Source organism: Microbacterium sp. VKM Ac-2923, assembly GCF_022815605.1.
In the GTDB taxonomy this organism is placed as follows: Bacteria; Actinomycetota; Actinomycetes; order Actinomycetales; family Microbacteriaceae; genus Microbacterium.
Map to the genome: position 1 here is coordinate 550343 of NZ_JALGRP010000001.1, position 23336 is coordinate 573678.

General features: G+C 69.1%; 31 protein-coding genes and 1 pseudogene. 19 read left to right on the forward strand and 13 right to left on the reverse strand.

Annotated elements, in window-relative coordinates:
- The first annotated feature begins 231 nt into the window (after window positions 1–231).
- The 4 genes from MT347_RS02520 (at window position 232) to MT347_RS02535 (ending at window position 2762) form a co-directional block, all read left to right on the forward strand.
- Window positions 232–570 (forward strand): hypothetical protein, encoded by a 339-nt coding sequence (locus tag MT347_RS02520; protein WP_374206474.1) that lies wholly within the window; start codon window positions 232–234, stop codon window positions 568–570.
- Window positions 571–611: 41 nt separating this feature from the next.
- Window positions 612–899, forward strand: coding sequence for a hypothetical protein (locus MT347_RS02525; RefSeq protein ID WP_243497807.1), 288 nt, complete (start codon window positions 612–614; stop codon window positions 897–899).
- A 255-nt stretch (window positions 900–1154) separates the two neighbouring features.
- Window positions 1155–2267, forward strand: coding sequence for an acyl-CoA desaturase (locus MT347_RS02530; protein ID WP_243497808.1), 1113 nt, complete (start codon window positions 1155–1157; stop codon window positions 2265–2267).
- A gap of 291 nt (window positions 2268–2558) precedes the next feature.
- On the forward strand, window positions 2559–2762 hold the full coding sequence (locus tag MT347_RS02535) for a hypothetical protein (RefSeq protein WP_243497810.1): 204 nt from the start codon (window positions 2559–2561) through the stop codon (window positions 2760–2762).
- 104 nt (window positions 2763–2866) lie between these two features.
- On the opposite strand, the gene MT347_RS02540 is transcribed toward MT347_RS02535, so the two are convergent.
- Entirely contained in the window at window positions 2867–3076 is a 210-nt protein-coding gene (locus MT347_RS02540) for a DUF1653 domain-containing protein (RefSeq protein WP_243497811.1), read from the reverse strand.
- Between the two features lie 150 nt (window positions 3077–3226).
- Between MT347_RS02540 and MT347_RS02545 the strand changes: the two genes are divergently transcribed.
- Window positions 3227–3679, forward strand: a complete 453-nt coding sequence (locus tag MT347_RS02545) for an AAA family ATPase (protein ID WP_243497812.1) — start codon at window positions 3227–3229, stop codon at window positions 3677–3679.
- Window positions 3680–3927: 248 nt separating this feature from the next.
- On the opposite strand, the gene MT347_RS02550 is transcribed toward MT347_RS02545, so the two are convergent.
- Entirely contained in the window at window positions 3928–4482 is a 555-nt protein-coding gene (locus MT347_RS02550) for an ABATE domain-containing protein (RefSeq protein ID WP_243497814.1), read from the reverse strand.
- A gap of 83 nt (window positions 4483–4565) precedes the next feature.
- Between MT347_RS02550 and MT347_RS02555 the strand changes: the two genes are divergently transcribed.
- Complete coding sequence (locus MT347_RS02555; RefSeq protein ID WP_243497816.1) at window positions 4566–5732, forward strand: epoxide hydrolase family protein; 1167 nt, start codon at window positions 4566–4568, stop codon at window positions 5730–5732.
- Between the two features lie 55 nt (window positions 5733–5787).
- Window positions 5788–6261, forward strand: a complete 474-nt coding sequence (locus MT347_RS02560) for a nucleoside deaminase (RefSeq protein ID WP_243497817.1) — start codon at window positions 5788–5790, stop codon at window positions 6259–6261.
- Between the two features lie 13 nt (window positions 6262–6274).
- On the opposite strand, the gene MT347_RS02565 is transcribed toward MT347_RS02560, so the two are convergent.
- On the reverse strand, window positions 6275–6877 hold the full coding sequence (locus MT347_RS02565) for a hypothetical protein (protein ID WP_243497818.1): 603 nt from the start codon (window positions 6875–6877) through the stop codon (window positions 6275–6277).
- A gap of 133 nt (window positions 6878–7010) precedes the next feature.
- On the opposite strand from MT347_RS02565, the gene MT347_RS18330 reads away from it, so the two are divergent.
- Window positions 7011–7553: an RNA polymerase sigma factor gene (locus MT347_RS18330; protein WP_243497820.1), complete on the forward strand. Its 543-nt coding sequence runs from the start codon at window positions 7011–7013 to the stop codon at window positions 7551–7553.
- A complete protein-coding gene (locus MT347_RS02575) occupies window positions 7550–8140 on the forward strand; it encodes a hypothetical protein (RefSeq protein WP_243497821.1) in 591 nt (196 codons plus the stop codon). Before MT347_RS18330 ends, MT347_RS02575 begins: the two co-directional genes overlap by 4 nt.
- A gap of 43 nt (window positions 8141–8183) precedes the next feature.
- On the opposite strand, the gene MT347_RS02580 is transcribed toward MT347_RS02575, so the two are convergent.
- The 7 genes from MT347_RS02580 to MT347_RS02610 form a co-directional block, all read right to left on the reverse strand.
- Window positions 8184–8765, reverse strand: coding sequence for a hypothetical protein (locus MT347_RS02580; RefSeq protein ID WP_243497822.1), 582 nt, complete (start codon window positions 8763–8765; stop codon window positions 8184–8186).
- 30 nt (window positions 8766–8795) lie between these two features.
- Window positions 8796–9377 carry a helix-turn-helix transcriptional regulator gene (locus MT347_RS02585; protein WP_279390913.1) on the reverse strand — a complete coding sequence of 194 codons (582 nt, stop codon included), beginning with the start codon at window positions 9375–9377 and terminating at the stop codon, window positions 8796–8798.
- 106 nt (window positions 9378–9483) lie between these two features.
- Window positions 9484–11073 (reverse strand): carbohydrate-binding domain-containing protein, encoded by a 1590-nt coding sequence (locus MT347_RS02590; RefSeq protein WP_243497826.1) that lies wholly within the window; start codon window positions 11071–11073, stop codon window positions 9484–9486.
- Entirely contained in the window at window positions 11061–11882 is an 822-nt protein-coding gene (locus MT347_RS02595) for a polyphosphate polymerase domain-containing protein (RefSeq protein ID WP_243497828.1), read from the reverse strand. The genes MT347_RS02590 and MT347_RS02595 overlap by 13 nt, the downstream gene beginning before the upstream one ends.
- The gene (locus MT347_RS02600; RefSeq protein ID WP_243497830.1) at window positions 11879–12538 is read right to left on the reverse strand and encodes a DUF4956 domain-containing protein; all 660 of its coding nucleotides are present in this window, start codon (window positions 12536–12538) and stop codon (window positions 11879–11881) included. Before MT347_RS02600 ends, MT347_RS02595 begins: the two co-directional genes overlap by 4 nt.
- Window positions 12535–13797 carry a bifunctional glycosyltransferase family 2/GtrA family protein gene (locus MT347_RS02605; protein WP_308194196.1) on the reverse strand — a complete coding sequence of 421 codons (1263 nt, stop codon included), beginning with the start codon at window positions 13795–13797 and terminating at the stop codon, window positions 12535–12537. The genes MT347_RS02600 and MT347_RS02605 overlap by 4 nt, the downstream gene beginning before the upstream one ends.
- A 9-nt stretch (window positions 13798–13806) precedes the next feature.
- Window positions 13807–14853, reverse strand: coding sequence for a phosphodiester glycosidase family protein (locus MT347_RS02610; RefSeq protein WP_243497832.1), 1047 nt, complete (start codon window positions 14851–14853; stop codon window positions 13807–13809).
- Window positions 14854–15020: 167 nt separating this feature from the next.
- On the opposite strand from MT347_RS02610, the gene MT347_RS02615 reads away from it, so the two are divergent.
- A complete protein-coding gene (locus MT347_RS02615) occupies window positions 15021–15248 on the forward strand; it encodes a hypothetical protein (RefSeq protein WP_243497834.1) in 228 nt (75 codons plus the stop codon).
- Between the two features lie 48 nt (window positions 15249–15296).
- Here MT347_RS02615 and MT347_RS02620 read toward each other — a convergent pair whose 3' ends face one another.
- Window positions 15297–15797 carry a small multidrug efflux protein gene (locus tag MT347_RS02620; RefSeq protein WP_243497835.1) on the reverse strand — a complete coding sequence of 167 codons (501 nt, stop codon included), beginning with the start codon at window positions 15795–15797 and terminating at the stop codon, window positions 15297–15299.
- Between the two features lie 326 nt (window positions 15798–16123).
- Here MT347_RS02620 and MT347_RS02625 point away from each other — a divergent pair, with 326 nt between their 5' ends.
- From MT347_RS02625 to MT347_RS02655, 7 genes are read left to right on the forward strand one after another with little or no spacing between them, the layout of a single operon-like run.
- Complete coding sequence (locus MT347_RS02625) at window positions 16124–16423, forward strand: hypothetical protein (RefSeq protein ID WP_243497837.1); 300 nt, start codon at window positions 16124–16126, stop codon at window positions 16421–16423.
- Between the two features lie 25 nt (window positions 16424–16448).
- Window positions 16449–17024 (forward strand): GNAT family N-acetyltransferase, encoded by a 576-nt coding sequence (locus MT347_RS02630; protein ID WP_243497839.1) that lies wholly within the window; start codon window positions 16449–16451, stop codon window positions 17022–17024.
- A gap of 28 nt (window positions 17025–17052) precedes the next feature.
- Window positions 17053–18216: a sensor histidine kinase gene (locus tag MT347_RS18335; protein ID WP_243497841.1), complete on the forward strand. Its 1164-nt coding sequence runs from the start codon at window positions 17053–17055 to the stop codon at window positions 18214–18216.
- Window positions 18213–18815, forward strand: coding sequence for a DNA-binding response regulator (locus MT347_RS02640; protein ID WP_243497843.1), 603 nt, complete (start codon window positions 18213–18215; stop codon window positions 18813–18815). Before MT347_RS18335 ends, MT347_RS02640 begins: the two co-directional genes overlap by 4 nt.
- Window positions 18815–19222, forward strand: a complete 408-nt coding sequence (locus tag MT347_RS02645; RefSeq protein ID WP_243497844.1) for an ASCH domain-containing protein — start codon at window positions 18815–18817, stop codon at window positions 19220–19222. The genes MT347_RS02640 and MT347_RS02645 overlap by 1 nt, the downstream gene beginning before the upstream one ends.
- 22 nt (window positions 19223–19244) lie before the next feature.
- Window positions 19245–20042 (forward strand): ATP-binding cassette domain-containing protein, encoded by a 798-nt coding sequence (locus MT347_RS18340; RefSeq protein ID WP_308194197.1) that lies wholly within the window; start codon window positions 19245–19247, stop codon window positions 20040–20042.
- Window positions 20039–20917, forward strand: coding sequence for an ABC transporter permease (locus tag MT347_RS02655; RefSeq protein ID WP_243497849.1), 879 nt, complete (start codon window positions 20039–20041; stop codon window positions 20915–20917). The genes MT347_RS18340 and MT347_RS02655 overlap by 4 nt, the downstream gene beginning before the upstream one ends.
- Before the next feature lie 23 nt (window positions 20918–20940).
- Here the strand turns inward: MT347_RS02655 and MT347_RS02660 are convergent, their stop codons facing one another.
- A complete protein-coding gene (locus MT347_RS02660; RefSeq protein WP_243497850.1) occupies window positions 20941–21351 on the reverse strand; it encodes a RidA family protein in 411 nt (136 codons plus the stop codon).
- Window positions 21352–21459: 108 nt separating this feature from the next.
- Here MT347_RS02660 and MT347_RS02665 point away from each other — a divergent pair, with 108 nt between their 5' ends.
- Window positions 21460–21669, forward strand: a complete 210-nt coding sequence (locus tag MT347_RS02665; RefSeq protein WP_243497851.1) for a hypothetical protein — start codon at window positions 21460–21462, stop codon at window positions 21667–21669.
- Window positions 21670–21909: 240 nt separating this feature from the next.
- Here MT347_RS02665 and MT347_RS18530 read toward each other — a convergent pair.
- A pseudogene (locus tag MT347_RS18530) lies at window positions 21910–22119 on the reverse strand (alcohol dehydrogenase catalytic domain-containing protein); the annotation flags it as partial.
- 240 nt (window positions 22120–22359) lie between these two features.
- On the opposite strand from MT347_RS18530, the gene MT347_RS02670 reads away from it, so the two are divergent.
- Window positions 22360–23331 (forward strand): hypothetical protein, encoded by a 972-nt coding sequence (locus tag MT347_RS02670; RefSeq protein WP_243497852.1) that lies wholly within the window; start codon window positions 22360–22362, stop codon window positions 23329–23331.
- Window positions 23332–23336: the final 5 nt, after the last annotated feature.

The following is a 23336-nucleotide window of genomic DNA, read 5'->3' on the forward strand; positions in this document are numbered from 1 at the left end:
GAGGAAACCGCGCGATCGGGTGGCATGAAACTCCTGACCTAGTCGAACACAGCGGCCTAGGTCCAGGGGACGCCTGCCCCCACTCTACGTCCACAGTGCCGCGGGATGCAGTCGCTTGGTCGGGCGTCCGAACGTTGCTTTCCGTGGGGGCCGCCCTTATCGTATTCATAGTTGCCCCGGACCCCGGTGACCTGTTTTATCTGCGTGACAAACGGGGTAAAGATGGGCAGCTTGTTCTACGGCTCCACGGCGGAGCCGATTCGTCTTCCCGACGTCGTTCTCGCGCATCTGCAAGCGGTGACGACCGCGAGATTGCGCCGCGGTGAGAGCTTCATCGTGTCGTGCCGGCTGCCTGACGCAGCTGCGGGCCACCGAACCACGCTCTGGATGCACGCCGCCATTCCGTTGCGATTCGTCTTCGATGTCGACGCCGAAATCACCCTGAATGGGGAAACCCTGCGTCACTTCGCGCAGGCCGCGCAATCGACGGCCGGCATCTTCATCGACGTCACCGAGCCCGACAGGCGAGACAGCCCGGCGCTGCCTGCAGCGGCTCGATCAGTCACATGACCACTCGAGGATTGCACGCCACGCCCAGTCGAGTTCACGCCGTGTGGACTCTGCAGGAGGAGGGGCACCTCACCGCGAAGGTCGGGGACTCGACACTCGGACACGTCGTGATGGTCGCCGATGGATCCTTCATCGCCTTCGACGGACAGTCGACGCCCCTGGGGCGCCACCAGACCCTCCGCGCCGCCCAGCTCTCGACGCTCCGCGCTGCCGACGGAAGCGGCGCGCCGACTCACAATCGATTGAGTCCCGTCCTGGCACTCGTCGCCGGTGCGGTCGCGGCAGGGCTTCTGACCGTGGGGGTCGTCGTCCTGTCCGTCGCACCGTGACGGCCGGACCCGTTCGCACATAACACTCGCACCGTGGGAGGCGCGCTGTTCATGGAGAATCTTCCTTCGTTCTCCTGAGACTGACAAACGCCCGTGTAAAAGCGTCCAGCGAATCAGGGAAATCGCGGATTCACGCTCTTCGGGGCGTCTGAATATGCAAATGCGCGAATACGCGGAGCGTAACTTGAAGAAAACAGTCCCTGGCATCCGCCTTCGGCTTCGGGCCCATCTGGTCACCCAACCGAGGAGCATGCAATGGCTGCACCCGTCATCGAGTCCCGGCTGGGACCGATCCGTCAGACCTACAAGGGGACGACCGACTTCCCGCCGATGGCGAAGGCCTATACCGAGCTGTCGCAGGTCGTGCGCGAGACGGGACTGCTCGCGCGAGCCCGCCGCTTCTACGCCGTCGTCGGCATCGTTCTCGCTCTCGGCTTCGGCGGAGCGATCACCGGTTTCGTGCTGCTGGGCGACAGCTGGTTCCAGCTGCTGATCGCCGCCGCACTCGGCATCCTGTTCACGCAGGTCGCGTTCCTCGCGCACGAAGCGGCGCACAAGCAGATCTTCGCGTCGGGCAAGGCCAACGAGCGTCTCGCCCTGTGGCTCGCCGCAGGCGTCGTGGGCATGAGCGTGTCGTGGTGGAGTGCGAAACACACCCGCCACCACGCCAACCCGAACCGCGTGGGCAAAGACCCCGACATCGAGATCGACACGATCTCGTTCCTGGACGAGGATGCCGTCAAGGCGCGTGGCATCCAGCGCTGGATCACCCAGCGCCAGGGGTGGGCGTTCTTCCCGCTGCTCACCCTCGAGGGTGCCAACCTGCACGTCATCGGCCTGCGCCACCTGCTCTCGCGCGAGCCCGTCAAGGGCCGCTGGACCGAGCTGTCGCTGATCGCGCTGCGCTTCGCGATCTTCGTCGCCCCGGTGTTCGTCTTCCTGCCGCTCGGTATGGCCTTCGCCTTCCTCGGCGTGCAGCTCGCCGTCTTCGGCGTCTACATGGGCGCGTCGTTCGCGCCGAACCACAAGGGCATGGCGGTCATCGCCCCGGACGCGAAACTCGACTTCTTCAGCAAGCAGGTGCGCACCTCGCGCAACATCACCGGCGGCTGGTGGGCCACCTGGCTGATGGGCGGCCTGAACTACCAGATCGAGCATCACCTGTTCCCGAACATGCCCCGCCCGCACCTCAGCAAGGCTCGCGCCATCGTCAAGGAGCAGAGCGCCTCACTGAACGTCCCCTACGTCGAGACGACGCTGTTGCAGTCGTACGGCATCGTGATCGCCTACCTGAACCGCGTGGGCCTGGCCGCCCGCGACCCGTTCGAGTGCCCGATGACGTCCACCGCGGCACGAAGCGTTCGGTAACAAGAGCGGGGTGGCGGACGCCGTCTCGTCGTCGACGACGGGACGCGTTTCACGGGCCGCCCCCTAGCCCGTCGCACCCTCCACCTCGGCAACCACCGAGAGCAGCCCAGGCGCTGTCAGAGCATCGGCTGGATCGCGCTCGTCACTGATCCGCGCGCGCGGTCGGCGGCGCGATCGTCGTTTTCCCGCAGCTTCACAATGGAGGTATCAGAGTTGGATCCCGACGAAACACTCGAAGTGCGACTGGCGAGCATCTTGACTCCGCACCTCCTTTCACAAGACCCCGCACCGGTGATCCTGCAGCTTCAGGAAGCCGCCGGCACGAACACGCGCATGCTCGCTCGATTCTGCGGGGTGACGGCCGGCTTCTTCATGAACGCTCAGACCTCGACCATGTGCACGGCACTGCTCACCGAGATCGAGGGCGCAGAGGAATGGGCGGACCTCGGACGCGAACGACGCAAGAGGGCCACCGCTCATTCCGACGGAGAGTAGCGGCGAAGTCGTCGGATGCTCGTTGCGGCGGCGGCCGGGGACTCAGGCTTCCGACGGTGGAGGCAGGTCGTTGCGGCGTCCACCCGCGGCCCCCGACGTGCGGTCTAGGCGATACGCCGGAACCGCGGCCCCGTGTATCCGTCGCGGTCGACGGTCTCGGTGAACATCCCCACCGGGCGCACCCAGAACGAGTAGTCGTCGTAGAGCTTGCGGTAGGAGACGAAGAGCTCCTCGGTCTCGGAGTGCCTCGCGGTTCCGAAGACTTCGTAGCGCTGGCCTTTGAAATGTTCGTAGATGCCGGGTTCGATGCTCACTCGGACCGTCCCTTCGTGCAGGAGTCGAATCGTCGCGCACCGCCTCGGTGCAATCAGGTGCCGAGTATGCCACGGGGTCTGGAGTCCGGACGGGTCGGGCGGCGTCGAGAAGACCCTGTCGGTCGTCCTCGCCGCGAGTACCGTGGCGGCATGGCGAGGGTTCTGATCACGGGTATGTCCGGCACGGGGAAGTCCACGGTGCTCGAGAAGCTCGCCGAGCGGGGGTATCGAACCGTCGACACGGACTACGGCGGGTGGACCGACGGCAGAGGTGGCCCGTGGGATGCCGCGAGGATGGCAGAACTGCTTGCGACGGCGTCGGCCGTGGTGGTGTCGGGGACGACCGAGGACCAAGGTCGCTTCTACGACCGCTTCGAGCACGTGGTGCTGTTGAGCGCCCCCGTCGACGTTCTGATCGATCGGGTGCGTCAACGGTCGAACAATCCGTACGGGCATTCCGCGGAGGAGCAACAACAGATCCGTCAGCACCTCGCCGATGTCGAGCCGCTCCTCAGACGGGGTGCGACCGTGGAGATGGATGCCCGGATGCCGGTGCACCGGCTCGCCGATGCGATTTCACGCCTCGCGGGCGAGCCCTCCTGACGGGGCGTCACCAGGCGCGACCTCGAAGATCGATCATTCCCCCGGGCTACGGCTCGACATCGTGGCCAACGGGAAGGATGAGCAGGGGCGGCCCGGGTGAATGTGTCGCGAGGGTGCCGTCACGTCCCACGGAACGCTCGGACGCGGTGATGCGCTTCCAACCGCACGACAGATAGAACGGAACGATCTCCTCGCGGCATCGGTGCTCGTTGGCGGGTCTGCTCGCCCAGTCCGAGCTGCGGTGGCAGTCAGGTGCGGCGGGCCCTCAGACGCGCCTTCTTCTCGTGATTGCCGCAGGTGTTCATGTCGCACCAGCGGCGCGTGCGACCGCGGCTCGTGTCGAAGAAAGCCGCTCGGCAGGTGGGGGAGGCGCAGAGGGCCAACGTGCCGGGGCGCACTCCCGCGAGGATCTCGATCGCGTCGGCGGCCACGACGCTGAGGGCTGCCGTCACGGCGGACGGTCCGCCGAGGAGCCATCGGCGATCGCCGTCGCGCGTGAGCGCCGCCGACGCCGTCGCACGCGCGCTGGCCGCGTTGATGACGTCGACAGCTCCGTGGGGGAGCGGTCGGTCGAGAGCTCGGGCGGTGGCAGCGGCATGGATCGCCTCGCGCAGATCGACTGCCGCGACAAGGTCGGCGGGGGAGCACGCGTCGATCGGGAGGCCCACCTCGCGCAGCCAGTCCGTCAGCCGTGCGGGCGTGGGAATGCGTTCGACGGGCATTCCGCATCGTTCCGTCCGCGTTCCCGTGAAGGTGGTCGCGAGCACGGAGCCGAGACGGAACTCCGGATCACGGTCAGGCATAGAACCACCGTAGCCGGTTCCCCACGGCGGGATCCTCTGGTAGAACCGTCATGGCCGGTTCACAGTGCGAGGGGGGGGCTTTCATGCTCGACAACCAGATCCGTCGCTTCGCGGCACGCGCCACCGACGAAGAGTTATCAGCCCTGCGCGCACGTCTGGCGGCGACGCGCTTCCCCGAGCGCGAGACCACGCGAGCGGACGCGCGCGGCGGCGAGCGATGGAGCCAAGGTGTCCCGCTCGCCGACATCAGCGAGCTGGTCGCGTACTGGCGAACCCGCTACGACTGGCGGGTGTTCGAGCGGCGTCTCGACGAGATCGGGCAGTTCCGAACGGTCATCGACGGTCTCGGCATCCATTTCCTCCACCGGCGGTCCCCGCGATCGGATGCCACTCCGCTCGTCATGACGCACGGATGGCCGGGGAGCGTCGCCGAATTCGTCGACATCATCGACGAACTCGCGGATCCTCCTGACTCGCTCGCGCCGGCCTTCCATGTCGTCGCGCCCTCGCTCCCGGGCTACGGCTACTCGGACAAGCCGGCGGAGGAGGGATGGGGCACCGAGCGGATCGCAGCCGCGTGGGCGCGCCTCATGAGCGGGCTGGGATACGACCGTTTCCTGGCCCACGGCGGTGACTGGGGCGGGCCGATCACGATCGCCCTCGGGGGTCGGTTCCCCGATCAGGTCATCGGCATCCATACGACGACGCCGGTGGCGCCGCCCGGACTCAGCCTCGACCGGCTCGATGCCACCGAACGGCAATGGGCCGACCAGACGCGCGCGTTCGAGGATGACCGCCTCGCGTACGCGAAGGTCATGGCGACCGCGCCGCAGACGATCGGGTACTCCCTCGTCGACTCACCGGTCGGGTTGCTCGCGTGGATCCTCGAGAAGTTCGCCGAGTGGAGTGACACGAACGACACCCCGTTCGAGACCATCTCGCGCGACCGGCTTCTCGACAACGTGACCTTGTACTGGCTGACGGCGACCGGGGCGTCGGCGGCGCGCATCTACTTCGAGAGCCATCAATCTCTCGACCCCGGTCTGGTGGTGTCGGTGCCGGCGGCGCTCACCACCTACCCGCGCGACATCGAGAAGCACCCGCGGCCCTGGGCAGAGGAGCGGTTCCGCGAGATCGTGCGGTGGCGGGCGCCAGACGTGGGTGGGCACTTCCCAGCGCTGGAGGTGCCGGACGCCTTCGTGCGCGACCTCCGGGAGGGGTTGGCGGCGGTCCTGGCTGCGTCGGTCTGAGGCGGTTCGCGAGTGAGGCGTCGCGTGCCGCGCCGAGTGGAGCATCATCGACGTCATGACCGACGCACTCGACGAGGCCGACTCCACCTATCTCCGTCGCGCCATCGCGCTGTCGCAGCTCGCGCGATGGCACGGCAATCACCCCTTCGGCGCGCTCCTCGTCACGGGCGGTGGGCGCGTGGTCGAGGCCGAGAACACGGTCATCACCGACCACGACGTCACCGCGCACGCGGAGACGAACTTCGTGCGCCTGGCCTGGAGAGAAGTGGATGCCGCCGAGCTGCCTGCATCCACTCTGTTCACCTCGTGCGAACCGTGCGCCATGTGCTGCGGCGCCATCTTCTGGGCGGGGGTCGGCCGCGTGGTCTATGCGCTGTCCGGCAAGGGCCTCATCGCGCTCGCGGGGCCGGAGGACGGTCTCGACCTGCCGTCCCGCGAGGTCTTCGCGCGCGGGGGTCGGTCGACGATCGTGTCGGGGCCACACCGGGAGGATGAGGCCGCGCGGGCGCACCTCGACTTCTGGAGTTGAGGCCGTTATCGGTCTACGGCACCCGAATCCCGACCGACCGCAGCTCCAACCTGGCGAGGCGCTTCATCACCGCGGGGTCACCGCGGCGCCAGGCGCCGAGGGCGTCGGGGTCGATCTTCGCGATCGCGGCGACTTTCTGATTGGTGAGGGCCCGGAGCGCGAGCAGGTCGGTGTCGAGCCCGGCGCGCAGTTGCGCACGGGCGTGCGTCGCGCGTGAGATGAAGCGGAGGCGAGGCAGGAGCCAGACCAGCAGAACGAGAAGGATCGGCAGGGCGGCGACACCGATGCCGAGCGCGATGGCCGCCTGCAGCACGAGGTCCTGCTGGGTCTGTCCGGCGGACGCGAGAGTGTCGCCCGCGGAGCTCGCCGTGTCGAACGGGGCGCTGATGCCCGAGCCGATGAGAGGCACGCCGCCCAGCCGGTCGCCGACGTCGGTCATCGACGTCCGGAAGTCGGCGCCCGCGGCCTGCATCTGGCGCCCGAACTGAGCGAGTTGATTGACGGTCGAGAAGACGATGACCCCCGTCGCCACGCTCACCGCGATGATCACGAGAGCGACGATGTCGGCCGTCATCTGGCGGGCACGTTGCGCGGCGAAGTCCGAATACAGTTTCACGTCGTCACTCTGCCACGCGGCGCGGGCGCGACCATCGGCGCCACACTCGCGGTACGGCTCGCCCGCGGATCCCCCGATTTCGGGCGGCGTGTAAGAGTCGCGTCGACGCCGGACATGGGTCAGCGTGGAAGATGTGTCATCCCTATCCGCCCGCGCACGCTTCGAGGAGACGGTGCGCCTCGTGGCCGACCCCGTGCGCCGCTACCTCTGGCGGCGCGCCGACCCTGCGACAGCGGAGGACGTGCTGGCGGAGACCCTGATCGTGCTCTGGCGACGTCACGACCACATGCCCGACGGTGCCGAGTCCGTCGCCTGGGCCATCGGCGTGGCTCGGCTGCAACTCGCCAACGCGAACCGCGCCCAGCGGCGTCGCGACAGGTTGGTCGCCAGGATCACCGTCCTCGACCCGCCCGGCGCATCTGTCGCCGAGCGCGGCGGACCCGTCGATGAGGAGGTCCGCGCCACCCTCGCGGACCTGCGGACGGCGGATGCGGAGGTGCTGCGGCTGTGGGCGTGGGACGAGCTCGCTCCCCGGGAGATCGCGATCGTCCTCGGCACCACGGTCAACGCCGCGACGGTGCGGCTGCACCGCGCGCGCCGACGATTTGAGAACGCCTGGCGTAAGAGCCACCCGGGCTCCGGACATATCGAGACAAGAGAAGGGAACGAACCGTGAACGACGCACCTCTGGACGAAACGCGCCGACTGCTCCGAGCGGGCGATCCCGCCTCTTCGTTGCCGCATCTGCGCAGCGACCAGATCATTCGTCTTTCGGAGGACACCATGAACGCCCAGAACACCTCGACCCGGAGCCGCATCAGCCGGAGAGGAGTGCTCTTCGGTGCCCTCGGCGCGGGTGCCGCTGCGGTAGCAGCCGTGGCATTCGCCGTCCCCGCGATCATCGGCACTTCGGTCGCTGCGACCGCGCTGACGCAGCCGGCTGCGGGTGGGCCGGCGGCGATGTGCGCCCAGGTGACTCCCGAGGCGGTCGAGGCCGCAGGAACCTCGTTCCGCGCGGACGTCCGCAGCATCGCGGACGGCACCGTGACGCTCTCCGTCACCGAGCGCTTCGACGGCGAGGTCAGTGATGCGGTGACGGTCACGCAGGGCGTCGGTGCGGGTATCGACGGCGAACCGATCGTCTTCGTCGAGGGCGAGAGCTACCTGCTCAGCGCCAGCGCCGATGGCGTGATCATCACGTGCGGCGTGAGCGGGATCGCCGATGCGGGGCTGACGGCCGTGTACGACGCGGCGTTCGGCTGAGCGGGAGCGCTCAGATTCGCCGCACGTGCGGTTAGTCGTCGGGCTACGAGAAGTCGGGGATCGAGGGGCGAGCTGGCAGATCGGGCGGTCCTGCATCCAGGATTTGCCGCACTCGTTCGAATGTTCGGGGGCTCAGATCCTCGGCGGGGAAGAATTCATTCAATAGGTCCTCGGCTTCATCCGCCGTCTGTATTTCCAGCACTGCCAGCAGCACGGCCACGTCGTCGGCGTCACGCAGCCCCCGCCTCTCGAACGCGCGCAGCTTCATCGCGAGAAGCATCGCAGGGGACGCCGCTTGGATCAGAATCCTGTCCTGGTCGTGGAGCGTCACCCATTCAGCGCCACGCCCCATCCCGTCAGGCAGAAAGATCTTCGCCTTGTCGTTGACCCAATCGGGGGGCCAGCCCTTCTTTCGAGCGATCTCGGCGGCGGCAACCGCAACGGCTTCGGGCGGCGTGATCGGCCCGTCAATATCCACGGTCGCGGGGCGATCGCCATCGATCGTGAGGGCTATGGCAGCCCCGCCGACAATCTGGATGGTGGCAGCGCTGCCAGCTTCTCTGAGGCGAAGGATGAGGTCGCGGATGCCGTCGATGATGTCATTGCGAGTCAGCGTGCCGGACATGGGAATCTCCAGATATGGCGCGGTTCGCCCCTACGCGCTGATCAACTCGCCGGACTCTATTGCGACGCCTCGCCGGAGGAATTCGGCGGGCACCTGCGTTCGATCCGCGCTCAGTGGCAGGGCGCGCGAGCTGCGCTGAGGCTCCCAGATGGCATCCGAATGTCCCGAATGTTCGGTGACCCATACGGGGATCGGCGCGGAGGCTTCTCGCAAGCGCACTTCGACGAGCGCGGCAACAGCGTCGACCCAGCGCGAGGGGGAGTCATCTGGTTCCTCTGCGGAGAGAAGCACCCTCGTCACGGGGTCGGAGGCGGCGAGATCGTCGGAGAGCTGGAGGAAGCGGCGGTAGGCCTGCGCGTGACGACCCTGCGCCTCGGCATGCGTAATCTCCTCTGCGGCAACCGCCGCGGGTGTGCGACCTCGCGCCGGGAAGGGAATCCATTCGACCCCGATTGTGGAGGCGAGTCGATCGAGAGTGGATGAGGTCGGGTCGCGGTGGCCGTTCTCGATGGCGCTGAGGTTGCCGGCGCCCACGCCTGACCGTGAGGCCACCTTCCGAAGGCTCTCACCGGAGCGTATGCGTGCCCGGCGGAGAGATTTCACGATGCTCATGTCGACCCCCTGTTATCTATAACGATAACACTGGAGCTTGCTTATCGGAGGAAGGGACCGGAGGGCCGGGCAAACCGCCTCGGCCCTCCGGTCTCACCCGCGAACGTCAGGGCCGACCGCCGCCCATGCCTCCTCCCATGCCCATCCCGCCGGCCACTGCGACACCGGCCGTGACCGACGTCGCGGCCCCGTCCACGGTCACCGTGTACGTCTGTCCGTCGGTGATCGCCGACGACGTGAACACCACCGACCCGAAGGTCTTTGTGGCGGTGTACTCCGCGATGACCGTGCCCGCGGCATCCATGATCTGAACGGTCGACCCGGCGGAACCCGACGCCGTCGCGGCGAGCCAGCCCTGCGCCGACGACTCATCGGGCGACTCGGCCATACCGGTGCTGCCGATGGCGACGAGCGTGCCGCCCGAGACGTCGATGCCGCCGTTCGAGTCCAGCGCGCCGTTGCCTTGCTGGGTGGGGCCGTAAACGGTGACGTCACCGCCGGTCATGGTGATGCTGCCGTTGGAGTCGAGGCCGTCGCCGGCGGCGTCGACCACGAGAGTGCCGCCCGAGATGGTGAGGCTCTCGCCGGTGTCCTGCATGCCACCGCCCATGCCGCCGCTCGACCCCGAGTCCGTGCTCGTGCCGCCCGAGGCGTTGATGCCGTCGTCCGACGAGGTGACGTGCGTGGTGCCTCCGGCGATGCGGATGTCGCCCGACTCGATGCCCTCGTTCGACCGGCTGATCGTCACGTCTCCGCCCGAGATGGCCAGCGCGATCTCGGAATGGATGCCGTCGTCCTCGGTCGCGAGCGACACGGTGCCGCCGGTGAGGAGGGCGTCGGTCCACGCATCGATGCCGTCGTCGACCGCCGTCGCCGTGATGGTGCCGCCGGCGATCCAGACGTAGCCCTGGGTCGCGTCATCGGTCTGGTCGCTCTTGAGGGCGTCGCCCCCGGCGGTGAGGGTGAGGGTGCCGTCCTCGACGACCAGCGAATCCTTGCCGCGGAGGGCGTCGTCGGCGGCATCCACCGTGATCGTGCCGCCGATGATCGCGAGGTCGTCGGTGGCCGAGATGCCGTCGTTGCCGGTGTCGGTGACGGTGAGCGCGCCCGAGCCCGAGACGGTGAGGTCACTGTCGGCGTAGATGGCAGCGCTTGCGTCGGCGTCGGCCGAACTCGCCGCGGTGACGGTGTTGGTGGAGCCGGCGGCGAGGTTGATCGCCACGTCGTCGGCCGTCACGACCTGGATCGCCGAGCCCGAGGTGCTCGCGATGGTCGCGTCGTCGAGCAGGAGGATCACCTGTGCGTCGTCGGGCGCGGCGACGACGACGTTTCCGTCGAGTGCGCCGCTCAGTTGGTAGACGCCGGCGGCGGTGATGGTGACGGTCGAGCCGTCGATGGTGACCCCCGCCGAGTCGCTCGACGCGGTGGAGCCGGAGAGCGTGATGGTCTCGGCATCCGCGATGCTCCATTCGTCGTCGTTCACGACGGTGCCGTCGGCGTTCGCCGCGAGCAGTTCGGCCGCGGCCGCGGGGATGGTGGAGTCGATGTCGGAGGTGGTCTGCACACTGGACTCGACGACAGATGTCGGCGCGGTGGAGGAGGTGGTCGACGAGACGGGCTGCGCGGTGACGGCGCATCCGGCGAGCACGAGGCCCGCGAGGGCGAGGGGAAGGGCGAGGGGGATCACGCGGCGCATGAGGTGTCCTTTCGGGTGGGGTGGGAGGAGGCGAAGGGCCCCGCGAGCACGCGGGTCCAGCGGTTTCGGGGGAGGTCGGAACGCAGCGCGGCCATGCCGGTGGCGTACTTGCTGATGCGCTGTGGGCGGTGCCCCGCGCGCCACAGCGCACGGTCGAAGGCGCCGGCCTGCCCGGGCGACTTGGTCTCGACGATCGCGAAACGGGGGAGGGCGAAGCCTCCGCCCTCGGCGTCGATCCAGCGGAGGTCGAGGTCGATCGTGGCGCGGGAGGGGATAGCCCCCGGCAGCAGCAGGGTCGTGCGGCGGTAGAGCGTCTGCAGACGCGCGTCGAGGTCGTCGGCGCGGGCGGGTTCCAGCCCGATCGCGTCGAGCGCTTCGGCCACCTCGTCGCGAGCCTCGGCGGTGAGCCGGTCGGCGGTGTCGAGATCGTAGGCATCCCGGTCTTTGCGGGTGAGACCGCGCGCTCCGCGGGTCTTCATCTCGAGGTACGCGGCCCCGGTGTCGACGTAGGTGCGGGTGCGCAGCTTGAACCGACGACGGCGCCCATGGGCGGCGAGGCGGAAGCTCAACAGGTCGGGGGTGTCGAAGTACACCGAGCGGTAGGCCAGCTCGCGCTCGCCGGCGATCTCGAGGGCGGCCGGAGCCTCGGCGGAGCGCTGGAGGTCGTCGAGGAGGGATGCCGCGGCATCCATCGGGACGACGTACTTGCGGTCGACGCGGGTGAGCAGGGCGGCGTCGGTGGTGAGGGCGTCGAGGCCGACGGAGGGGAGGGCCGCGATGGCGCTGGCGGCGCGGTCGCGGGCGCTCAACGGGTGCCGCCGATCAGGTCGGCGAAGGAGGCGTCGGCGTTCCGACGTGGGCCGGGGGCGGCGTCGGCGATGCCGAGAACGCCGCCGGGGGCCGCGGCGACCGGCCGCGCGCCGCGCACGCGGTACCGCACGTCGACCAGCGTCGTGTCATCGACCAGGTCGAGCTGCTGCACGGTGACGCCCGTCACCTCGCCGCCGAGCAGGCGCTCGAGCTCGGCGCGCAGTTCGGTCTCGTCGGCGATCGCACGGTCGAGGTGCACCGTCTGGTGACGGGCTCGCGACAGCACGCGCGGGTGGTCGGCGACCGCCAGGACGGCCACGATCAGTCCGACGAGCAGCAGGGGGACGGAGAGGTCGACGGGCGGCAGGCCACAGATCAGGCCGATCGCCAGGGCGGCGAAGTAGTAAGCCACCTCGCGCTGGGTGATCTCGCTCGAGCGCAGCCGGATGATCGACAGCACCCCGAACAGGCCGAGTCCGAGACCGAGGGCCACCTCGGCGGTGCCCAGGACGGTCGCGACGGCGAGCACCCCCACGTTCACGCCGAGGAAGGCGACCACGAGGTCGCGCCGGCGATGACGCTGGAAGTAGATGGCGCTGAGCAGGACGGCGGCGATCAGGTCGGTCGCGGCGAGGATCAGGGCGGTGGTGGTCATGAGGTGCTCCTTGCGGGGGTGAGGGGGGAGGTATCGGATGCCGGAGGGGCGGCGTCGGGCGGGCTGTGGGGGAGGAGGCTGAGCCTGTCGAAGCCTCCGGGTGCGGCGCGGGTGCCGGTCCCTTCGACGGGCTTAGGGGCCTGGGTGGTGGGCTGCGGGACCGGGGTGGCGGGGTGGAGGACGGCGGTGCCGGATGGGTCCGGCCGTGAGATCGGTACGCGCGCCGGGGCTCCGGCATCCGTTCGCGGGAAGACCAACGCGCGCTGGACGCCGTAGCTGAGGACGAACAGCACGCCCTCTGTCACGACCTTCGCGGGCAGCAGTGCGAGGCCGTTGTCGGTGAGGAACGACATCCACGCGATGTTCGAGGCGAGCAGCGCGAGGGCGAGCACGCCGTAGCGCAGGGCCTGCGGGAGGATCGAACCCCCGCGCGCGCGGAAGACCACACGGCGGTTGACGGCGAAGTTCGCGGTGGCCGACAGCACGCGAGCGGCGATGATCGAGGGCACCAGCCAGCCGGTCAGCGCCTGCAGGACGAGCAGGGCGACGGTGTCCACGACGAACGCCGCCAGCGACGACGACGCGAACAACAGCACCGGCGTCAGCACCCGCAACGAGTCGCGCACCGGGCGGAAGTGACTCGACGCGTTGCGATCGAGATAGACCGTGTCGATCGGCACCTCGTGCGCGGCGAGCTGGTCGGGACCGAGGCGCAGCAGCATCCGCTGCTCGTACTCGAAGCCTTCGCCCGGGATGCCGAGCGCCCAGGCGAGACGGTCGGAGGGGATGCCGCGGAGCCCCGTCTGCGTGTCGGAGACCCGCCGTCCGGTGGCGAGGCGGAAGAGCCCCCGCGATGCGGCGTTGCCGAGTCGGCTGCGCAGCGGCACCGCGCCGTCGAACCCGCGCACACCCAGGACGAGGGCGCTGCGGCCCCCGGCCGCGTCGGTGCGCAGGGCATCGGCGATGCGGCACACGTCGTCCGGTGTGTGCTGACCGTCGGCGTCGGCGGTGACCACGTCGGCATCCGGATCATGGGCGGCGATGTGGGCGAAGCCCGTCTTCAGCGCCGCTCCCTTGCCGCGGTTGGTCGCGTGCGTGACGACGTGCGCGCCCGCCTCACGGGCAACGGCGAACACCGCCGCGAACGCGGGACCGCTGCCGTCATCGACGATGAGCACGTCGAGGTCGGGATCGGCGTGGAGCAGGTCGGTGACGAGGGTCGGCATCCGCGGACCGGGCTCGAAGGCGGGGATGAGCACGAACACCGCTCAGCCCGCCACATAGAGGATGTCGCTGGTGCCGCGCTCGCCGCCGTTGGAGGGCGAGTTGATCACCTGCCCGTTGAAGTACATGGTCGACGAGCCGCCGCCGTCGAGGTTGTAGGCGGTCGTCGCGCCCAGCGAGAGCAGGATGTCGGCGAGCCCGGGCAGCGTCACGCCCTCGCTGTAGCCCTCCTGCCGGCCGTCGACGACGACGAAGACGAGGTGGTTGTCGTCGATCACGCCGACGGCGGTGCGCGGCTGGTCGCCCTGGATCGAGTGGTTGCCGACGTTCGTGTCGACCTCGACGCTGTCGATGCCGTCGACGACCTGGCCGCCCTCAACGATCGCGGGGCCGAAGCTGAGCGTGTTCCAGACCCCGGATGCCAGCAGCTCGGCGGCCGTGGTCGTCGTCTCGTCGTAGACCTCGACGTGACCGTCGGTGTAGAACGCGAGTCCCTGACGAGCGCCCTCGTCGCGGTACACGACGCCGTTGCGGATCTCGATGCCCGTCGAGCGGAAGCCGTAGTAGTCGCCGTTGATCGCGAACACCGCGTCGTTGGCCGCGGCGATCTCGCTGGTGGTCTGCGTGATGTTCTCGCCGAACTGGTTGTTGGCGAAGGCGGAGCGCAGGTCGGTGGCGTCTCCCAGAACGACGTCGGCCACGTAGTACGTGAGCGTGTCGGTGGTGACCGTCGACACGGTGACCGAGGTGGACCCGTCGCTGAAGCTCGTGTCGGTGAGGGTGGTCGCGGCCGTAGTCGCCGTGGCGGTGGCCTCCGCCGTGGGGGTGCTGGACGCCGCCGTGGAGTGCTCCGCCTCGTAGGCCGCGACGTCGGTGACCTCGACGTGGGGGATGAGGAAGCGGTTCGCCGCCCATGCGGCTGAGCCGCCCGCGGTGAGCAGGACGACGAGACCACCGGCGAGGAGGGCCCGGCGGGCGACGCGAGACGTCTTTCGCCGAGGAGCGGCGGACGGCGTCGCCCGACCGCGGCGGAAGGCCGGGGTCGGGGCACCGTCGGGGGCGGTGTCGGGGGTGAGATCTGCGGGGTCCATGGCACCAGGAAAGGTGCCGAGCCCTCCCCGCGGCCTAAGCCCGCCCTACCCGGAGCCAAGAGGAGCTATGAAAGCGCTATGCGTGGGAGCCCTCGAAGTCCGGCCCGGGTCCGGGGCTGCGACATGCTTCCCACAGCCAGCTGCAACGGTCCCGATACCCTCGAGGCATGGGAAAGAGGCTCGGACTCGCTGTCGGCGGCATCGTTCTCGTCGGTGTCTTCCTCGCCTGGATGCTGCTGAAGGGGACCAGCGCGGTTCAGGCATGGATCGATCCGAACCCGTTGCTCGGCTTCGTCGGCTGGGGGATCGCGTGGCTGTGTGCACTCGGCGGAGCCGCGCTGCTTGCGCGAGTCGTCTTCCGCCGGGACTCGGATTCGACAGCAGAGCCCGACTGAACAGTCGGCGGACCTGACCTCTGCGGGACCGTCTCGGGCGCCCGGCGGTCAGACCGCGAACCGGATGACGCCGACGATGATGAGCGTGATGACGGTCGTCCACAGTACGATCGCGGCGGCCTGCCACGCGATCACGCGCACCGGCGGCACGCCGGTCGAGGTGAGGGCGGCGGCGGTGAACTGGGTGGGCAGCAGCAGCGGGCCGAGCAGGCTCACACCGGGGGTGCCGTAACGGTGGTAGGCCTTCTCGAACTTCTGACGGCGCGAGGTCGTGGGCTTCTCCACGCTGCCGCGGCGCGTGGTCACGGCGGTGCGGACGCGGAAGGTCACGAGCACGACGATCGCGACGCAGATGAGGTTGCCGATCGCGCCGGCGATGGCGGCGACGACAGGGTTGATGCCGCCGATGATGCCGATGGCGGCGGCGCCCTCGCCTTCGATGAACGGCACGGCGCCGGCGAGGGCGACGATGACCGGCTGCACGAGGTCGGGCACGTCGGCCACGAGGCCCTGGAAGCCGAGGACGAGATCACTGAGGGGGTTCGACATGACTGCTCCTGGGGGGTGATGTGCGGCGTGTTCCGCGGTGATCCCATTCCACCGATTCCGGTCGCGCGCCGGCAGTGTCGCGGTGTCACGACCGCGCGGGAGGATACGACGGCGCACCCGTGACGAATGTCACGGCGGGGGCGGAGGGGAGGAGATCCGGCGACGGGAGGAACGCCGAGGGCGGATACGTCCTCCGCTCCCCGACCCTCCTCCCGCCATCACCGGAGCCAGGGGGCGTAGCCCGATCTGGAACGGTGCTTCCGCCCGAGTGACACGCCGGGTAGCGTCGGTCACCCGCAACGGTTGCGGCGCAAGGAGGACACGTCATGCCCCCTCTCTTCGCCGCGTTGCAGTACTTCTTCTTCGCCGTCCTCGCGATCGGCATCCTGGTCCGCCTGTCGATCGCGCTGTTCCGCCGCCGTGCTGGTCGTCGCGGGGACGCCGTGCGCTCCGCCCTCGGCCCGGTCATGGGCGCCGGCGCGGCGCAGTCCGCGGCCTACGGGTGGACGCCGCCGCGGTCGATGGATGCCGCGCCACTCGACCGCTCGACCGAGACGAGCGAGTTCTGGGACCGCGCGCCGATCGACCTGCCCGACGATCCCCGCGGCGTCGATCGGAGGGACTGACCCGCGGCGCGGGCAGGATGGACCCATGCCGCCGACGCCCCTCCCGCCCTGGCCCGTCGCCCCGCCCGCGCACGGCGGCATCCTGCTGCGGGAGGTGGTCGACAGCGACCTCGACATGGTGCGCGAGCTGGCGACCGACCCGTACATCGCGCAGACGGGCACCCTTCCCGCCGACGCCACCGAGCAGCACGCGCGCGGGTGGATCGCTCAGCAGCGCGGCCGTCACGGCGAGGGAGCCGGCTTCTCGTTCACGATGGCGGATGCCGCGACCGGGGCCGCCGTCGGACACTGCGGTCTGTGGACCGCCGAACTCGGTGCGGGCCGTGCCACGGCGGGGTACGTCGTCGCTCCGTCCGCTCGGGGCCGGGGGTTCGCGGCCGACGCGCTCATCGCGCTGACCGTCTTCGGCGCGACGGTGCCCGGCCTGTTCCGCATCGGGCTCTACATCGAGCCGTGGAACGCGCCGTCCATCCGCACCGCCGAACGCGCCGGATACGACCGCGAAGGGCTGCTGCGCAGCTATCACCGCATCGGCGACAGGCGCCGCGACATGCTCCTCTACGGCCGAGTTCTGCACGGCGGCTCGGGTGCCCGCCCATGACGAATGTCACGGCCGTACAGTGGCGGGCGTGAGCACCTCCACCGCGACCTATGCCCGCGATGTGCGCGTGACCTGGTGGTACACGGCATCGTCGATCGTGTTCCTCCACGTCTTCGCCGTCTTCATCTGGTCGTTCGTGGTCGTGCTCGAGGGCACGACGATCGAGATCGTCCTCAACCTCGTCGGCGCCGTCGGCTCGGTGGCATCCGCGGTCCTGCTGTTGGTGCACTACCGCCGGGAGCCCGTCGACGACGGAGAGGACACCGGCCGTCGGCCCGTTTGGCCGCTCGTCCTGCTGGGTGTGGTGTCGGCGGCGCTGATGGGCGTTTCGACGGCTTCGCTGCTGGTGGGCGTCGGGTTCGCCGCGCAGGCTCTGTGCCTCGTGCGGTGGCGGCACGGCATCCGGCTCCGGCTGGTCGCTCTGCTGTTCATCATGATCGTCGCGGTGTGGTCCGTGGATGCCGCTCGCCTCCAGCCCGACGGGTATGCCGTCAGCGGCTTCGCCCTGCCGCTGTTCGTCGCGATGCTCCCGCCCCTGTCGGCGACATCGTTGTGGTGGTGGGACATCGTGCGCGAGCTCGACCGCGCCCGCCGTGCCGAGGGGCGCCTCGCCGCCGCCCAGGAGCGCCTGCGTCTTGCGGGCGACCTGCACGACCTGCAGGGCCATCACCTGCAGGTCATCGCGCTGCAATTGGAGCTCGCCCAGAAGATGATGGCGCGCGACCCGGATGCCGCGGCCGAACAGGTGCGCGCGGCGCGGGCGAGCGTCGACGAAGCGCGCCGCGGCACCCGCGACCTCGCCGCGCGATTCCGCGGCGTGCCCCTGCCCGACGAACTCGCCAACGCCGCCGACCTGCTGCGCGCCGCCGGACTCACGGTCGACCTCCTCGTCGACATCGAGGCCTCTCACGCACCCGCCGACGTGCTCGGTCCCGTCGTGCGCGAGTCCACGACCAACGTGCTCAAGCACGGCGGCGGGGTCTCGGCATCCCTCTCACTCGCCCGACACGAAGGGGCATGGGTGCTCGTCGTCGAGAACGACTCGCGCCCCGCAGCCTCTCCGGTCGGCGACGGGGCCGGACTGTCGGGGATCGCCGAACGCGTCGGCGCCGTCGGAGGAACAGTGGATGCCACCCGGCTCGGCGACCGGTTCCGGGTCACCGTGCGCGTGCCCGAGGGGGTGACGGCGTGATTCGCGTGCTCATCGCCGACGACGAGGACATGATCCGCACGGCGCTCGCTGCTCTGCTGCGGCTGGAGGTCGACCTCGAGGTCGTCGCCGAGTGCCGCGACGGCGAGAGCGCCATCGCCGAGGCGGAGCGCCTGCGCCCCGACGTGTGCCTGCTCGATCTCGAGATGCCCGGCCTCGACGGCGTCGACACCGCCGCGCGGATCCTGCGGCGCGTCCCGTCGCGCTGCGTGATCGTCACGCGCCACGCGCGGCCCGGCGTCCTGCGGCGGGCGCTCGGCGCGGGTGTCGCCGGGTTCCTGCCCAAGTCGCGACCGGCGGATGACGTGGCCGCGGTGATCCGCGAAGTCGCGGCGGGCCGCCGCTACGTCGACCCCGAGGTCGCCGCTGACGCCCTGAGCGATGAACGGAGCCCCCTCACCGATCGGGAGCTGGACGTGCTGCGAGCGGGATCGCGCGGTGAGACGGTGGCCGAGATCGCGGCATCCCTCCACCTCTCCGCGGGCACGGTGCGCAACCACGTGTCGTCGGTGCTCGGCAAGCTGGGGCTCGCGAGTCGGCAGCAGGCGACGATCCACGCGCGGGAGCGGGGGTGGATCTGATGCGCGACGGTCTGCCGCTGGTCGAGTTCGCATTCCCGGGGCCGCTGCGCGATCGGCTCGTCGCCGCGATTCGATCAGGGGCGAAGACGACGACGAGCTCGCTCGTGCGCGAATACGAGGTCGCCGAGGATCCGCTTCCCTCGGTCGGTGACGCGGGCGCGGTCGTCGATTCGCAGGGTAAGCCGGTCGTTGTCATCGAGACCCTGGACGTCGACGTCGTCGCGCTGCGGGATGTGCCGCTCGCTCACGCCCTCGCCGAAGGGGAGGGGTACGAGTCCGTCGCGGACTGGCGTCGAGGCCACGTGCGGTTCTGGACGTCTGACGAGATGCGCGACGAACTGGGGGAGGACTTCGAGGTCAATGACGACACCCTCGTCGTGCTCGAGCGGTTCGTCGTGGTGCCCTGAAGTTCGCGTCGCGCGATGAACGGTGTCACTTTGCTCGATCCATGCGAAACGGGGCGACCCCGGCCCGACGACCCTGCGTCCCACGTCGGGAACGATTCGCGTGCAGGGGCTCGACGTGGTGGACGAGTCGGATGCGGTACGTCAGGTGATCGGGGTCGTCTTCCAGCAATCCCTGCTCGACCCCCTGCTCTCGGTTCGGGAGAACCTCGCTGTTCGCGACGGGTTCTACGGGTTCCGTCGACGCGACGCCGCCCACCGGATCGCGGAACTTTCCGAGCTGGTCGGATTCGGAGACGTTCTGGACCGTCGCTACGGGCTCCTCTCCGGCGGTCAGAAGCGCCGCGCCGACATCGCGCGTGCGATCATCCATCGTCCACGTGCCGTGTTCCTCGACGAACCGACGGTGGGGTTGGATCCGCAGTCGCGTGAGCAGATCCGGTCCGCCATCGCACAGCTGCAAGAAGATCACGCGATGACCGTCTTCCTGACGACGCACTACATGGAAGAGACCGAGAGAGCCGACCAGGTATGCATCATCGATCGGGGCGAGATCGTGGCCGAGGGCACCCCGGCTCACCTTCGATCGATTCACAGCAGCAGCGTTCTCACCGTCCGGGTTCCCGACGTGGCGGCTTTCCTCGCGGAGCGCCGTACGCGGGGACTCCCGGCGGAGCAGATCGGAGACGTCGTCCGGATTTCCGTCGAGAGCATCGAGCAAGCCAGGTCTGTCCTCGTCTCGCCTCAGATCACCGATTTCGAGTTCCGCCACGGAACCATGGACGACGTCTTCCTCAACGTGACAGGGGGTCGATCAGCGTGAGGTCCGTCTCTCTCCTCGTCGGACGGAATCTGCGCCTGCTCTTCCGGGATCGTGCGGGTGTCTTCTTCTCCCTGCTGTCGGCTCTCATCCTCATCGCGCTCTACGCACTCTTCCTCGGTGATCTTCAGGTCGAGAACCTCACCGACGCTTTCCCGGATGCCGTCTCGGGTGATATCCACGCGTTCGTGAACGCCTGGGTGTTCGCGGGCATCACGATGATGATGACGCTGACGACGGCGCTCGGGGCGATGACGGTGTTCGTGGACGATCGCGCGAGTGGACGCTCCGGTGACTTCATCGTGTCGCCCCTCCGCCGGCACGAGCTCATCCTTGGCTACCTGCTGTCGAGCTTCCTCATCTCCCTCGCCGTGATGCTGATCATCGTCGCGGTGGGTCAGGTGTACCTGCTTACGCAAGGCAACGCGGTGATGACGCTGTCTCACGCAGGGGTGACGCTCGGATACGTCATCCTGTCCAGCTTGGCGTTCGCGGCGATATCGAGCTTCATCGTCACCTTCCTCCGCAGCTCCGGGGCATTCGCAGAACTCTCCACCGTGGTGGGGAGCGTCATCGGCTTCCTGGCCGGCGCCTACATCCCGGTCGGAACGCTTCCGGAGGGGATCGTGAACGTGATGAACGCGCTGCCCTTCGCGCAATCGGCGATGTTGATGCGCCAGCCGATGACCGCTCAGGCGCTGGACGCCCTCGCCGGTAGCCAGGGGCAAGCCGCCGATGCCGTTCGCACCTTCTACGGCATCTCTGCGAAGGTCGGTGACTTCGCGGTCACGTCCGCCTTCGCCGTCGGGATTCTGGCGGCGGTGTCCGTCGTATTCGCTGCCCTCGGCGCCGTCCAACTCGCTCGTCGGATCCGCTGAGGCTCAGTCCACCCACGCCCGCGTCAAGGCTCCACGACCGCGGCGACCGCCTCGACCTCGACGAGCTGGTCGTCGTAGCCGAGCACGGTGACGCCGAGCAAGGTGCTCGGAACGTCGTGAGTGCCGAAGGCGTCGCGCACGGTGCCCCAGGCCGCGACGAGGTCGGCCTGCTTCGACGAGGCGACGAGCACGCGCGTGCTGAGCACATCGGTGATCTCGGCGCCCGCCTCGGCGAGCGCCGTGCGCATGTTCGCGATGCATTGCGCAGCCTGCGCGGCATAGTCACCAACCCCGACCGTGGACCCGTTGGCATCCAGCGGGCACGAACCGGCGAGGAAGATGAGGCGCGCGCCGGCCGGGGCGGTGGCGGCGTACGCGTACTCCGCGGCGTCGGCGAGGGCGGGGGAGCGGATGAGCCTGACGGCCGAGGGCATGCGCGCGCCTTTCGCGAGACAACGGTGCGATCGAGCGTACCGATGCGGGCCCCGGCCGTCCCCGTCAAGGTCTGGCACCTGACCGCACCCCCTCGCTACGGTCGCCGCATGGGCGAAAAAGCAGCGGGTGAAAACGCAGCAGCAGACGCGGGACTGACGCGCTACATCATCATCGGAGTGGTCGTCGGCATGATCGCGGGTCCGGTGCTCGGAATGCTCGTGCCCTCGATCGGGGTCGGCTTCGGCATCTCGATCGGGCTGTTCGTCGGCATCCTCGGCGCTGTCATCGCGTGGTTGGCGATGCGACCGAAGAAGTAGCGTCGGGCGCGCGCACGCGCACGCGCACGAGCACGAGCACGAGCACGAGCACGGGGCGACCTTGGCTACGGATGCCACGCCCTCTTGCACGAGCGCTCCGCCGGCCGCGCCCTTGGCGCCCACGACGACGAGCGTTTCGCCGGGCTGCACTCCCGCGCGCAGATGGAGCGCGGTGATGGCGGTGGTCGCCAGGTGCAGCGAGGTGACGAAGGAGACGGGGTCTGCGGCGTCTGGAAGCCCGTACAGCCGGTCGCGGTCAACGACGACGAGCTCGGCGGTCGCGCCGGGGCGTCCGCCGTAGCCCGCCGAACGCGTCCAGACGTGGTCGCCTTCATACAGTCCGCTTACGCCCGGGCCGATGGCGTCGACGATGCCGACGAGATCGCACCCCACCGCCATGGGAAACGTCAGCGGAGTGCTCCAGCGGCCCGAGCGCACAGGGGGTCTCATACAGGCCGAACGCCTTCGACCTGCGTCTGTTCCCGCCGTCGGTGTCTTCGGAATCGTGGACGTTACCGGTTGCCGTGACACCCGTCAAATAGCTGTCCCCCGAATGGCGGACAAAGATTAAACGATTGTGAGAACGGCCTGGGTATCGCCCGACAAGACTCGAACCTTCTCCTTCCGGCCGGCAAGAGTGAAAGGGCCATTCAGCAACGAACGAGAGGAAACTACATGCGAGATTCGAGGATGACAGAAGGTCGTCGCAGCTGGTCAATTGCAGCCGCAGTAGCCGCCGCCATCACGATCCCGCTGGCATCATTGACCGCGGCCTCGCCCGCGACAGCCGCCGAAACCGGAGCCGAAATGTCGGCCACGAGCGTCGCCGACGCGCTCTCGGGCGCCGCTGCTTCCAAGGTCGCAGTTCCAACGGCCGCAGCGGCCACTGCCGAAGACGCAGCTGTCAGCAGCGGCTCCGTGACCGTCTCCGTACCCCGCAACGCCGTCGACGGCGTTGACATCGGGTTGAACGACACGACGATCTCCGTGCAGCTGCCGCGTGCCGCCGACGCCGGCGGCGCGGTCGTGCTCGATACGGGAGCGATCACCTACCCCTCGGCGACCTCTGTCGCCAACACCGTCGTGCCGACGGACTCCGGAGCTCAGCTGCTGACGACGCTGTCGTCGACTGAGGCCCCCACGTCGTACGCGTACGACATCGCCAGCACCGACGGCTCCACCGTCGCGGTGGCAGACGACGGTTCGGCGCTGGTGATCGCAACGTCTGGCGAGGTACTCCTTCGCGCGGAGGCACCGTGGGCTGTGGACGCTCGAGGCACGGCTGTTCCGACCCACTATGAGCTGGACGGCAACAAGCTCGTCCAGGTCGTCGACCATACCCGCGGCGACTACGCGTATCCGATCGTTGCGGACCCGCGCCTGGACAGCGGCATCGGTTGGAAATCGATCCTGTTCAACCGTCACGAGACGGAGACCATCGCCAGCTCTGGGATCGTGGCTCTCGGCGGCGCCACCGCGGCATGTGGTGTCGGCGGACCCGTCGGCGTCGCCGCGTGCTCGATCGCTGCGGCGGCAATCGGTGCCACTGCGGTTTACGCCAAGGACAACGGCCCGTGCGTCGGACTGTCGTTCTGGGGCGCTCCGGGCACGGCGGTGTTCGGCTGGAACCCCTTCCTGCACAACGGTGCAGACTGCAACTAACGAGA